We start from the raw sequence: 13,692 nt of genomic DNA on the forward strand, positions 1-13,692 counted from the left end.
ATTTGCCAATAGTTAAGTTAATAGTCTTGGAACCTTTTATTGTATCTGCCCGAAAATACAGGCCCCAAACATTTAAGGATGTTGTTGGGCAACAGGCTATTACCAATACGTTGACCAATGCCATTGACAACAATCATTTGGCACAGGCCTTATTGTTTACTGGACCCAGGGGAGTTGGCAAAACCAGCTGCGCGCGTATTTTGGCCAAGCAGATCAACCAAGAGGGCAGGGAAGATGAGGAAGAGGATTTTGCTTTTAATATTTTTGAGCTCGATGCCGCTTCCAATAATTCCGTGGATGACATTAGGGAACTTACCAGCCAGGTACGTATACCACCTCAGGTAGGCAAGTACAAGGTGTATATTATTGATGAGGTACACATGTTATCCCAAGCGGCCTTTAATGCTTTTTTAAAGACCTTGGAGGAACCACCCGCCCATGCCATATTTATTCTGGCCACTACAGAAAAACACAAAATTATACCCACTATCCTTTCGCGCTGCCAAATTTTCGATTTTAAGCGTATAACTGTCAAGGATGCTGCGGAGTATTTAAAATACATTGCTCAAAGTCAAGAAATAGAGGCCGAGGACGATGCCTTGCACATCATTGCCCAAAAAGCGGATGGAGCCATGCGCGATGCCCTTTCCATATTTGACCGTGTAGTAAGTTATTGCGGTAAGAATTTAACCCGAAAGGCCGTAACCGAGAACTTAAATGTCCTAGATTACGATACGTACTTTAGTGCTACAGAGCTTATCTTAAATCACGACATTCCGGGTCTTTTAATACTTTTTAACGAAACTTTGTCCAAGGGATTTGACGGACATCATTTTATAAGTGGACTCGCCTCCCATTTCCGTGATTTAATGGTATGTCAACACCAAAACACCATTGCTCTTTTGGAAGTTGGCGAGGAGGCTAAAAAACAGTATAGCGAACAGTCCAAAAAAACATCGAGACCCTTTCTACTGCATGCCATAGACTTGGCGAACGACTGTGATATAAAATACAAATCCAGCAAAAATCAACGTCTTCTGGTAGAATTGACCCTTATGAAATTGGCCTCCATTGATTTTGATGGAGAAAAAAAAAATCTGAATTCCTAGGGAGCGGTAAGTACAGGCCAAATTTTATAATACCCGCCTCACACTACAGGGCAGCCCCCTCACAACAGAATACAGAGGCCAAGGGAAGCAACCCCTCACAAAACCAACAGCATAGTGCATCCACGGCTCAGCCTGCCCCTAAAGCAGTAGCTGCTCCCGAACAACAACAACCCGACGAAGCTGCACAAGGCAGTAGTCATAGCAACCAAGAAACGGCGACTACTCCCGCACCCAAGCCGAAAATAAACCTCAAGAACCCTAAAAAGCGTGTATCCGGACTATCCCTTTCCAGTTTAAAGGCTAAAAAGGAACATGAGCTCAACAAAAAAGAGGTAGTGATAGATGAAAAAAATCTGCCCAGAAGCCCCTTTACGGAAGAGGAAATGCAAAAACATTGGGCCGATTTCGTGGAAATTTTGGATGAGAATGGACGTAAAATATTGGCATCCAATCTGCATTCCGACGTCCCTAAACTGCTAAAAGATCATACCATTTGGATAGAACTCCCCAATGGCACCATGAAAAAAGAGATTGAAAGGGACAAGTACGACTTAATGGAGTATTTAAAACTAAAACTCGACAATCATTTTATTCAACTAAAAATCACGGTTAACGAGGCTACCGCCAAAAAATTTGCATTTACCCCAGAGGAAAAATATCAAAAACTAAGGGAGAAAAACCCTGTAATAGATTTACTTAGACAAGAGTTTGACCTAGACATCTAGGCCATTTCTGGCCACCTTAATCCTCCATGCGTAAAATAACATCACCAAGGCCATAATAAACAGGCCCAAAGATTCTCTGGCATGCTCTATATTATTGATATTGCCTTCTCCTATGGCAACCCCTTCAAACTCATCGGGCCAAAAGACATAGGCGCCAAATAAATAAACAAAAGAAAGGACCACCGGAAGCAACAAAGGCAGTTTTTGTATAGCAAACAAAAAGGACACCACAGCGGCTACCCCATAGATAAAATACCACAATACTGGATCTGGGTCATTGTATTGTAAAATTGCTGCCCAAACAAACAATATGGCAAACACCCCTGAAAGTACCTTGTAACCGCTTAACATATTAGCCTTCTATTAAATGATTTTCTATAATCCCACAGACTTCAGTTGCCAATAAAGTATCGCCCAAAGCAAGATTGTCTTTATTGGTAATAAGAATTGGGTGGTCATTGGCATCTTCTGGAATCCTTCCATGCGATCCCTTTATAAGGCTTGCGTCCAGAGGAATAACATCCATCACCGTTCTAAAGCCCAGTTTCTTCTTCAACAACTTCCATACTACCTTGGCCATAACCAATTTATCTTTTGGATTGGTAAGCATCTCTACCGGATCATAGCCCGGTTTCTTATGTATATCCACCATTCTTGCGTAATCCGGGGCCTTTTTATCATCCATCCAAAAATAATAGGTAAACCATGAATCCTTGTCCGCAATAGCCACCAAATCCCCAGAACGATCGTGATCCAAGCCCACCTCCTTTAGTTCAGGACCACTAAGTACACGCTCTACACCCTTAACGTCTTGTAGTAATTTTTTAACCGTTTCTATTTCCGAAGGGTCTTTTACATAAATATGCGCCAATTGATGGTCTGCAACCGCAAAGGCCTTACTGGCTCCGGCATCCAAGAGTTCCAAACCTCTTTCTATGCGCACATTTAGATAACCTTCTTGTCGCAACTTTCTATTTAAATGTATAGGATTATTTACGTTGGTTATCCCATACTCCGAAAGCAAAATAATATTTGCCGATTGTTTTTCATAGTAACGCACCAACTGCTCCACAACTGTATCTACCTCCCTTAAATCCTTGCCTATAACATTTTGGTCTGTCCCATAACGCTGCATATTATAATCCAAGTGGGGCAAATACACCAAAGTTAAAGTAGGATTGTGCAAGGCATCGGTTTTTATAGTGGCATCAGCGATCCACTGACTGGATTTAATGGAGGTTTTAGGCCCCCAAAAATGAAATAAAGGAAAGGTGCCAAGCTCCGCTTGTAAGCTGTCTCGCAACTCCGCAGGATAGGAATACACATCCGGTATTTTTCTACCATCTGCCAAATAATTTGGTCTGGGGGTTACACTGTAATCCACACTGGAATACATATTGTACCACCAGAACATATTGGCGCAGGTAAAATCCTTATTTTTTTTCTTGAGTTTTTCCCAGATTTTTTCGCTTTGAATAAGACTGTTGGACTGTCGCCAAAATTTCACCTCATGCTCCTCCTTAAAATACCAACCATTGGCTACAATACCGTGTTGTGCAGGTGTCTTACCCGTTAAATAGGTTGCTTGGGCCGAACAGGTCACAGCAGGTAGCTGTGGGCTAATACTTGCAGACGCCCCTTTATTTAGAAAAGATTTTATAAAAGGTGTATGCTCCCCAATTAGGCCACGGGTTAAGCCAACAACATTAATTACAACGGTTTTCTCCATTTATTACAACTTGCTTTTTAACCATTCAATTTCACGAACAATGGAACTGGACAATTCTGCTTTTAAATCTTGTGGCAATACATCCCACGTGTAGGTCTCTATTTCCAATTGATCTGAAAACTTGTTGTTCTTAAGATACTCCAAAACCTTAATTATCTGGTCTTGGGTAGAAAACAACTGACCGTATTTTTCCAAAAATATAGGCACATGAAAATGGGCCCTTAGTTCCGTTCGGTTTTCCTTCTTGGCCAAAACCTGGGGCAAGTCCCCATAGGTTATCACCTTATCACCAACTTTTTCGGTTACCTGATGCAGATAGGTTGGCTCGTCAAATTGCGCCAAAGACTCCCATACCTCTTCCCTGTTTTCATTATTGAACAAAATTTTCAGCGCCGAACTAACCTGTATTTTCCCCACCTTAATGCCAGCCCTATCAAATTTCTCCAAGGTCATCTTTGGTTCTTCGTAAGCTAAGGAAAAATGGCAAACATCGTAGCACACCATTATATGTCTCAAGACCAATTCCTTGGCTTGGTTTTCCCCACACCCCAAATTTGCCATCAGCAATTTACTGGCTATGGGCACTAAATAGGATTCATAAAAATGAATGACTTCGTCACTATTTTCAATCATCCCGTCCGGTTCCGGCTCAATATCCAAGTGCAGGCATTTGCCCGTGTTTATTTCAATTTCAACCAACTGCAGTACAATCTGCGCCATATTCCCAGCCCCAGTCCTAAAAGCTTTATCCAAGGCCTCATCAGAACCGTGCCAATGCTTATAACTAACGGGGGAGGTAGATATACCGCCAGAAATACCCGGGGGAACTAAAAATGCCAACTGATTAAAAAGCCTTTGGGTATACTCCAATCTTTCGTTGGTGGTCCAATCTGGGGCATGTACCAGATCCTTTACCCGTTCATTATGAAAATTACCATAAGGAAATCCGTTCATGGTAAAGACATATAACTGATTGCTCTCCAACCAATCCTTGAACTCCTGTAAGCTATTGCCCTCGTCCAAGCCCAAACTTGCCACATTGGACAATCGCAATCCAATACCAAAGGCCGTTTCCCTGGAAACTTCTTCTTTAATATTGGGCAGATAGGTTTTAAGACTATCAAAAGTCTGTTCCCAATCCTCGCCCGGATGTATATTGGTACAGTAACTTAAGTGATATTTATTATCTATTAACATATGCTATTGGAAACTTTGGACTTGTACATTTCTTTTAACCAAACTATGGCATTTCTCATCATATTAATATCAATTTCATGCACATCGTGCTTTGCTCCTATCCTAGAGATAAGGGTTATGGTAAGCTCTCCTCCCAAATGCTCCCTAAATTCTTGAATTCCGCCAAGCAACTCTTCCAATTCATCATCGGTATCAAGAGGAATACACAGGTTAAAACCTATATCTTCCAACACCTTTAATATACGGTCTAGGGTAACCTTATCTATAAGTCCTGTAAAATGGGCATATACCAGATCTACTGCCATACCAATGGCCACAGCTTCTCCATGGCGCAACTGGTAATTGGTCATATACTCCAATTTATGGGCCGCCCAATGGCCAAAATCCAACGGCCTGGAGGAACCACTTTCAAAAGGGTCGCCCCCTTGGGCTATATGCTCCATATGCATTTGGGCACAACGGTAGATCAAATACTCCATAGACTCCATATCCCTGGCCTGTAGTCTTGCACTATGTTCCTCCAAAAACCCAAAGAATGTTTCATCCTTGATCAGTGCCACTTTTACCGCCTCTGCAATACCCGAAATCCAATCGCGCTCTTCCAATGTGGTTAAAAAATGTCTGTCATTTATAATGGCATAGGCCGGGGCAAAGGTGCCCAAGAAATTCTTTTTCCCAAATATATTTATACTGTTTTTCACCCCCACAGCAGAGTCGTTCTGCGACAATACCGTAGTAGGTATCCTTAAAAGTTTTACCCCTCTGTGAGCTATGGCTGCAGCATAACCAACCATGTCTATTACTGCTCCTCCGCCAATGGCAACGACAAATGAATGCCTACATATACCATTGTTGTTTACGGCCTCTAAGATGGTCTCTACATTCTTATAATCGTTTTTACACTGCTCACCGCCGGGAACCGGGATTACTTGGGTTAAATTCATCACTGAACCATATTCCCTACAATAGGCAGTAATCTGCCCCACTAATTCTGGATGACATTCCTGAACACCACTGTCTATCACAAATAGCACCTTTACATTACCCTTAGGGTCATAACCATGGATAAGTTCCTTGAACAAAGGGTTATTAAGCCCAAAAAGATGTTCGGTAAAATGGAGCTTGTACTCATAGTTAACTTTAAACGATTGTTCTATTGGCTTATAATGTGACATATGCTATAAGGTTAAGTAACTGCAAACAGTTTGGATAAATAAATTGATAATGGCAGTAATAACAAGGTTACCAATCCCACCCACCAATGGGAAAACCCTACGGCCATGGCGGCATCCAGCAGTATAATGGCTATTACCCCTGCCTTAACGGCCTTTTTAATATTATTAGGTGAATTGTCCTTATAAGCCCCGATCAAAGGCTTGAAAACAAAAAAGGAAAAGAGCAATAAAAAGGGAAGGGCTTCCAACAAATTACGGTCCGATGTTAAAAAAAGTAAGACAAGCCCCAAAATGACGGAGGCATATAGACTACCGGAAAAAATGATATGACTCTTATTATCCCCATGAACCTCCCCTCTACTGATTAGGGTAATGGCGGCAATATAAACAATGGGAAGTACCAAGTACCACCAATTATCCAAACTACCTAAAAGGGTTATCCCCATCAAAAGATTCAATCCCCTACAGATTCCCATAGTAAGAGGTCCAAAAATGCCGTGATGTTTGGCTACCGCATCATATAACAATATAAAAATCCCCAATACAAAGGCTATAATCCCGCTCATCTGGTTTACCATAAAAGCAAGCAAAACGCCTATATTGAGTAAAATCCCTCCAAAAATAGCAGCTGACCTTAATGGTATCAAACCAGACGGAATAGGTCTTTCGGGGCGTTCAATCTTATCCAACTTATGGTCGAACACATCATTTAGCACTACCCCTGCCGCATAAATAAAAATGGAAGCAAAGACCAATAACAATAATACGGATAGCCTACTGGAGTCCCATAATCCATCCAATGGTACATTGACAAAATATCCGGAAATAGCCGCTCCCGCAAAAATGTCCGCAGCGGCAGTAGGTAAATTTGCTGGTCTAGCAAGGCGCAAATATCCTTTAACTACAGGATTCATCATACTATTTTATCCGAATCTACCTTAGGCTCCTGCCCTCGCAAAACACTATTATCGTTATATAATTTTGTTTGATTGATACCCTCTGCCCTTAACCAATCGCTCTCCTTCATTTTACCATTTACACCAAAGATATCCAAGGCATTCTGATAACAGGTCTTCACCACATCGGCCTTCGCAATCCCTCTTTTTAACATTAGTGAAGCCGTTTTTGGCACGGCAAGCGGATCACTTACCCCCCAATCTGCAGAACTATCCACTATAATATTGTTACTGCCATAGTTGCGCACTACCTCTACCATTCTTTCGTTTCCCATCTTGGTTTTTGGATAGATGGTAAAGGCCGCCCAGAAACCACGATCCAAGACTTCCTTGACAGTTTCTTCGTTATTGTGGTCTATAACCACCATAGAAGGGTCCAAGCCGTGCTCCAGGCACACTTCCATACTTCTTATGGTCCCTGCTTTTTTATCCCTGTGGGGCGTATGTACCTGCACCGGCATATTCAGTTCCTTGGCCAGCTCCAACTGCATTCTAAAATATTTATCTTCTGCCGGGGTCTGATCATCATACCCAATCTCCCCTATGGCTACAACATTTTCCTTGTGCACATACAGCGGCAACAACTCAATAACCTGCTCTGCCAAGGCTTCATTATTGGCCTCCTTGGAATTTAATCCAATTGTACAGTAATGACATATCCCAAATTGGCTGGCCCTAAAAGGCTCCCAACCTACCAAACTGCTAAAATAATCCTGAAAAGAACCTACTTGGGTACGCGGCTGACCCAACCAAAATGAGGGTTCTATAATGGCTACTACCCCTGCTGCGGCCATCGCCTCATAATCATCGGTAGTCCTGGATGTCATATGTACGTGAGGATCTATAATCATCATTTTCTCTTCCATAATACTTTGCTGTATGCTTAAATTGATTAATATCTTAAAAAAAATATGCTGGCTACCTATAACAAACGCCCTTCACTAAAATACGAACACGTTTTTCTGATTAGTAACACCAACTGATAAAGTTATATAATTAATGGGTCATAATGATATTAAAGACACCATTTTAAAAGTGTTTTAACAGTATCCCTGCACTTTAGCCCAAAATACCCGCCATTAAACCTATTATTTAATTTCACCCAACTTTCAATGGTTTAATTTCATAGCCATAAAATTGGCCACAACATCTTCCTTATCGCCAGCTCCCCTGAATACCAGACAAACAACACCATTGTAAGTAGTAGGTTTCATCTGAACTTTATATTTCTTTTCACTTCCTTTTTCTTTATCAAAGTACTTTAAAGCAGCTTCTCCAATGATTTTTCCTTTGGCATCATTTTCACGGATCTCTACCTTACCTTCATAATTGTGGTCCGCACCAAAATACATGGACAGATCTATACTTTTTACTCCTTCCAAGTCTATATCACTAAATTTTATAAAAGAATTGTCCTTGATAGACCCTATCAACTTATGGCCATTTGCCTCCCAAACGCTTAATCCTCCACTTTTACCCCTTACATCCGCAGCAGCATATCTAGGATACTTAAACACAATTTGATCCCTTACAGAAAGAGTTGCTTCTGGCTGCCGGTCACTACCTTTATCCGTATATGAGGCCATTAACACGTATTTACCATCTACCTCCTTGGCCTTATGATCTGTAAAGCCCAGGTGCCCTTCAACGGGCAGGAAGGTCTCATCATCACCGGCTTTGGAATCTAGTGATAGGATATAATCTACTATCTTACCTACTTCACCTACCTTTAATTGCGGATGTGCAGACATCATACTTTCTCCCCATACGCCAGATCCACCTTTGATAATTTTATCAATTAGGTAGTTTTTGTCTTTTTGGGAGTATCGCTGGGCAACCTCCTCATAGGAAGGTCCGTTCACTTTTACATTAACGGCATGGCAGGCTTTACAGTCCGTATCATCCATAAGCAATCGCCCTTCCGGCACCGTGTTTTGTTGATGGCCAACCGTGGCCTTCACCATATCTTCCCCTTCGGGAATATAATTAAAGGTAACCTTAACGTCTTTGGGGTCAATGCTACCTTCCAGGGTAATACCATCCTGTTTATCGGTTACAACAACCTTATACCCTACTTTTCTACCCTTCCAAAAGGTTTTATTTTTGGTATCCAGTTCTATACTCAATTCAGGCACGTCATTACCAACCAGTATTTTAGTAGTAGCTTCGTCCGTATTCCCTTGGGTATCCGTTACTTTTAAGCGGACGGTGTAGTTGCCCGGTTCGTTAAAAGTAAAGCTAGGATTCTCAGCGGTATCCTGAACCTCGTCAGAATTAAAGTACCATTCATAGGTAAGTGGATCCATGTCAAAATCTACAGATTCACTCCCTGAAAATTTAACGGTAAAGGGATGGGAACCAACAATTTTATCGGCTGTAATTCTGGATACAGGCTTGCGATTGCCATTTACAAAACTAATCCTGTTTAAGCGGGCATCCATATTTTGAGTATTCCATTTTTGCCCATATTCCAATACATAGAGATTTCCATCAGAAGCAAAAAGCATATCCATAGGATGTGAAAACTCACTATTGGGCATAAAAGGATCTGCTTTTACATAGTTGTAGTCCTCGTCCAAGGTTACCACATACACCCAATCTCTCATCCATTCGTACAAAAGAATCTTATTTTCAAAATACGACGGGAAATGGTTGGTAGCATTAGGGTAATCGGAGGCGTGAAAAATTGGCCCCGCCATAGGGTTTACTCCTCCAGAACCCAACCATGGAAATTCTTCTGATTCCCCATAAGAGAACCATATCATAGACTCTTGGGCGGCCGGAAGCTCCTTTATACCAGTGTTATTAGGAGAATCATTGATCAGCTTTTCCGGATTAAATTTCTCACCCGATGTTTCGGTCGCAAAATTATAGTCGTTATACGGCTGGTTGTTCCCTCTTGTATAAGGCCATCCCCAGTTCCCTGCATGCCTTGCCTGATCAAATTCGCCCATCCCGTGTGGCCCCCGGTCTGGCTTACCCTTACCGGCATCTGGCCCCACATCTCCCCAATAGAGATAACCTGTTGCGCTATCTATGGAAAACCTAAACGGATTTCTACTTCCCATCACATAGATCTCCGGTCTTGTATTGGGGGTGCCTTCAGGAAATAGATTGCCCTCCGGAATGGAATATGTACCATCATCCTCCGGTTTAATCCTCAAAATCTTCCCTCTAAGATCGTTGGTATTGGCTGCCGATCTTTGTGCGTCCCACAAGGCCCTTCCTTCCCTTTCGTCTATAGGTGCAAATCCGGAAGACTGAAAGGGATTGGTATTATCGCCCAGACCTATAAATAAATTCCCATTGGGCCCAAATTCCAACGCTCCACCACTATGGCAACATTGGCGCAAGGTAGGAACAGTGAGTAGAATTTTTTCCGATTCCAGGTCCAAGTTGTCCCCTTCCAAAGTAAACCTTGAAATACGTTGTTTGGATTCTTCTCCAGGGGCGGAATAAAACAAATAGATCCAATTATTTTTTGCGTAATTTGGATCTACCGCTATTCCCAACAGTCCATCTTCATTACCATAAAATAGATCCAACTGAGCAATTACCTTTGTTTTTTCCTCCTTAAAATCATACAATTTCAATGCCCCCCTACGCTCCACAAATAATATTCCCCTGCCTGGTAATTCCTCCAGCTCCATGGGTTCGTTCAGATTAAAATCCAACACTTTGCGTACATACCTATTTTCTTCCGGTATTCTTTCGGTCTTGGCCTTGGTATAATCCAAATTGCCATTTCCCATAGCGTAGTTAAGTCCACCTAAGAGATGCTTTAAAAAATCTGGATTTTCAAAAGTTACATCGGTATGACCCATTTCGGTATAGAATGCCCTACCCCCATCATAATCATGATACCAGGATATGGGGTGGTGCTCGCCATTCTCCCCGCCCTGATAACTTGTTTCATCAATTTCCAACAACACCTTTATATCTGGGTTGATATCCTTAAAATTGTACCACTCGTCCTTTTTCATCCAAGTGTCGGCCATTCCTACCGTGGCCTCGTGGCCCTTATCCACTATCCGCAACTTCGCTTCCTGCACTTTAGGATGGTTTTTAAAATAAGCCCCCACCAATTTATTGTACCAGGGCCAACCATATTCCGTATCTGTGGCGGCATGTACCCCAACAAATCCACCTCCTGCTTGAATATATCGCTCAAAATCTGCCTGTTGTGAATTGTCCAGAACATCACCAGTCGTATTCATGAACACCACTGCGGAATAATTGCGTAGTATTTCCTCAGTAAAATAAGTAGCATCCTCAGTAGCATGGACCTCAAAACCATTTTGCACTCCCAATTTTTTCACAGCAGAAACTCCAGCCTCTATAGAACCATGCCTAAATCCTTCAGTTTTGCTAAACACTAATATCTTTTCGCTTTTTTGGCCACAGGACCCCAAAAGCCCCAGTAATACAATTGCTACAATTGATCTTTTAATACCACTCATTGTTTTATTATTTATATACACTCTATCTACTCAACAAAAAAACAGCCCATTTGTTGCTATCTTTGGCACTACAAAAAGCCTGTTTATCGCATTTCAAAGCAACAAAATAGACTTAGAAACAATAGCATCTCCTTGGGATTGAGCGGCAAGGTATTTAATTTCCTCTTTATACTAAAAATGAAATTTAATATTTCCCTGCTTCCAACCGTGAAAAACAAGCAAGTTTTGTGGGCCTACCAAAACAACACTGCCCTAAAATCCAACAACTAACTGGTTATCAGGTACAAAAATCCAGCATTGTTTATTTTCTCTAAAAAAAACAAAAAGTTGTGATTGTTTGTCCACATTATAATCTTAACATCCCAAAATGTTAAATATCAAAAGTATGATCTCCCATAATTTATTAATGTGATATTTTTAGCCTCAAATTAATTCTGAAATATTATAAATTCAATGAAACTCAAACTATCTATTCTATTACTTTTTTTCGGATGTAGCCTGTTCGCTCAAGAACAGTTATCCCTGAAAAATTTAAACGACTTTCAAGAGCAGGTCGGAAACTGGCAAATTGTTGGCGAAGTTGTTGCGGACCGCAACACCGCGGTCCACATACATCATGAAACGGAGCCCGAAAAAAAATCCAAAAGAAAAAAACGCAGAAAGGCTAAGGAAATACCGCATCCGGTAAGTATCCAAGCCGGCACCGGTATTTTGTTCAACAATTATTCCCCTACACAAAAAGACCATTTGTTGACCAAATGGGAACATGGGGATATCAAATTGGAATTGGAGGTTCTAATTCCTAAAGGCTCCAATTCCGGTATTTATTTACAGGGCAGATACGAATTACAAATTAAGGACAGCTGGGGAACATTGCACCCTACTTCCAGTGATTTTGGAGGTATTCACAGAAACTGGGAAGAAGAACCTTCCCAAGTATTTTTGGGTATCACCCCTCTAAGCAATCCCGCCAAGGCCCCGGGATTATGGCAAAAACTAAAAATTCATTTTGAGGCCCCAAAATTTGATGGGGCCGGACAAAAAATTGCCAATGCCAAATTTGTAACGGTTGAATTAAACGGAGAATTGATACACACCAATGTAGAGGTTCCCTTGCCTACCGGCGGCCCCATTTCCAAGGTTGAGACCGCAATGGGTCCTTTAATGATCCAAGGAGACCATGGTCCAATGGCTTTTAGGAACATAAAATATCAACTATTAAAGGATTCCGATGTTGCCTTGAAGCAGTTAGACTACATTAGCTATAAAGGGGATTTTAAAGGCTTGGAAGATTTGGAAACTGCAGAAGGCAGTGAAAGAAAAAATGCCAAGTTAATTGATATCAATGCTACCAACGAAGAAGACCGTTATGGCATTGTATATAGCGGTAAGATCAATATTCCTACGGCAGATGAATACACCTTTTCCGTTGGGTATACCGGTGGCATTAAATTTACCCTAGATGGTAAAGTGATTGCCGAGAACAATTCTTCCAGTGCCCAAGGGAACATGGAAAAAACCATAAGCCTAACACCGGGCGACCATTCTTTTACCTTAGCCAACATAAAAAACGCTGGTTGGAGGGCACCAAGGCTAGGTTTATCAATAGCAACCTCTAGCACCAACCCAAAAACCTTTCATACCTACGATTCCTACCCTCCAAGTATTAGTAGGGTGTCCCCTATTTTGGTGAAGGCCGAAGCCACTCCTCGTTTGTTAAGGGGATTTGTAAATTTTAAAGGTGACCAAGAGCGTTTATCCCACACCATTGGAGTAGGTACACCTCAAGGGCTGAATTATGTCTATGATCTGGGAGCAGGAAATCTCTTGGGCATGTGGCGCGGACAGTTTGTTGATGCTACCCCTATGTGGCATAGCCGGGGCAACGGGTCATTTAAACCCAATGGATCGGTACAATGGACCTTTTTAAACCAACCATTGGCAAGTCTCAAAGACCTTAACACCCCTTTCCCGAAAAGTAGTGATAAGGAAGATTTTAAAACACTAGGCTATTCCATAGACCCTGTAGACAAACTACCTGTCTTTAAATACACCTACAATGGCGTAGAGGTCAGCAACAAAGTCTATCCAAATGACAAAAACACCCATTTAGTCAATGAAATTAATTTTTCAAACAACATGGTGCCTTCCGGGTATTATAAAATTGCTTCGGGCAAGGCCACTAAATTGGCAGATGGGTCTTTTGACATAAACGATCACCAGTTCTACATAAATGTACTTTCAGGACAAGAGCCTATTATGCGAAGGGTCAATGACGAATCCGAGCTTTTGATTCCAGTAGATGGAAGCACTATTAAATACGAAATAATTTGGTAATAAA

8 protein-coding genes and 1 pseudogene are annotated in these 13,692 nt (G+C 41.5%); 2 read left to right on the plus strand and 7 right to left on the minus strand.

Annotated elements, in window-relative coordinates; all coding sequences use genetic code 11:
* The first annotated feature begins 26 nt into the window (after positions 1-26).
* Positions 27-1,834 (plus strand): annotated as a pseudogene (locus tag EHW67_RS10215) (DNA polymerase III subunit gamma/tau).
* On the opposite strand, the gene EHW67_RS10220 reads toward EHW67_RS10215, so the two are convergent.
* The 7 genes from EHW67_RS10220 to EHW67_RS10250 form a co-directional block, all read right to left on the minus strand.
* Positions 1,823-2,185, minus strand: coding sequence for a transmembrane 220 family protein (locus EHW67_RS10220; RefSeq protein ID WP_126162287.1), 363 nt, complete (start codon positions 2,183-2,185; stop codon positions 1,823-1,825). The pseudogene EHW67_RS10215 and the gene EHW67_RS10220 sit on opposite strands and share 12 nt — an antisense overlap.
* Before the next feature lies 1 nt (position 2,186).
* On the minus strand, positions 2,187-3,563 hold the full coding sequence (locus EHW67_RS10225; protein ID WP_126162288.1) for an alkaline phosphatase family protein: 1,377 nt from the start codon (positions 3,561-3,563) through the stop codon (positions 2,187-2,189).
* Between the two features lie 3 nt (positions 3,564-3,566).
* A complete protein-coding gene (eboE, locus tag EHW67_RS10230; RefSeq protein ID WP_126162289.1) occupies positions 3,567-4,760 on the minus strand; it encodes a metabolite traffic protein EboE in 1,194 nt (397 codons plus the stop codon).
* A complete protein-coding gene (locus EHW67_RS10235) occupies positions 4,754-5,935 on the minus strand; it encodes a 3-dehydroquinate synthase (RefSeq protein WP_126162290.1) in 1,182 nt (393 codons plus the stop codon). Before EHW67_RS10235 ends, eboE begins: the two co-directional genes overlap by 7 nt.
* Positions 5,936-5,946: 11 nt before the next feature.
* Positions 5,947-6,852, minus strand: coding sequence for a UbiA-like protein EboC (gene eboC / locus EHW67_RS10240; RefSeq protein WP_238389892.1), 906 nt, complete (start codon positions 6,850-6,852; stop codon positions 5,947-5,949).
* Positions 6,849-7,757, minus strand: a complete 909-nt coding sequence (locus EHW67_RS10245; protein WP_126162291.1) for a TatD family hydrolase — start codon at positions 7,755-7,757, stop codon at positions 6,849-6,851. The genes eboC and EHW67_RS10245 overlap by 4 nt, the downstream gene beginning before the upstream one ends.
* 243 nt (positions 7,758-8,000) lie before the next feature.
* Positions 8,001-11,351 (minus strand): ThuA domain-containing protein, encoded by a 3,351-nt coding sequence (locus EHW67_RS10250; protein WP_126162292.1) that lies wholly within the window; start codon positions 11,349-11,351, stop codon positions 8,001-8,003.
* Between the two features lie 453 nt (positions 11,352-11,804).
* Here EHW67_RS10250 and EHW67_RS10255 point away from each other — a divergent pair, with 453 nt between their 5' ends.
* Entirely contained in the window at positions 11,805-13,688 is a 1,884-nt protein-coding gene (locus tag EHW67_RS10255; protein ID WP_126162293.1) for a family 16 glycoside hydrolase, read from the plus strand.
* The last annotated feature ends 4 nt before the right edge of the window (positions 13,689-13,692 follow it).

This window comes from Arenibacter aquaticus, assembly GCF_003957295.1.
GTDB lineage: Bacteria > Bacteroidota > Bacteroidia > Flavobacteriales > Flavobacteriaceae > Arenibacter > Arenibacter aquaticus.

What these genes read in the sequence shown, in the direction of transcription:
- eboC (WP_238389892.1), bottom strand. Translation starts at nt 6,852, where the DNA reads ATGATGAATCCTGTAGTTAAAGGATATTTGCGCCTTGCTAGACCAGCA.
- EHW67_RS10235 (WP_126162290.1), bottom strand. Translation starts at nt 5,935, where the DNA reads ATGTCACATTATAAGCCAATAGAACAATCGTTTAAAGTTAACTATGAG.
- EHW67_RS10255 (WP_126162293.1), top strand. Translation starts at nt 11,805, where the DNA reads ATGAAACTCAAACTATCTATTCTATTACTTTTTTTCGGATGTAGCCTG.
- EHW67_RS10225 (WP_126162288.1), bottom strand. Translation starts at nt 3,563, where the DNA reads ATGGAGAAAACCGTTGTAATTAATGTTGTTGGCTTAACCCGTGGCCTA.
- EHW67_RS10220 (WP_126162287.1), bottom strand. Translation starts at nt 2,185, where the DNA reads ATGTTAAGCGGTTACAAGGTACTTTCAGGGGTGTTTGCCATATTGTTT.
- EHW67_RS10250 (WP_126162292.1), bottom strand. Translation starts at nt 11,351, where the DNA reads ATGAGTGGTATTAAAAGATCAATTGTAGCAATTGTATTACTGGGGCTT.
- EHW67_RS10245 (WP_126162291.1), bottom strand. Translation starts at nt 7,757, where the DNA reads ATGGAAGAGAAAATGATGATTATAGATCCTCACGTACATATGACATCC.
- eboE (WP_126162289.1), bottom strand. Translation starts at nt 4,760, where the DNA reads ATGTTAATAGATAATAAATATCACTTAAGTTACTGTACCAATATACAT.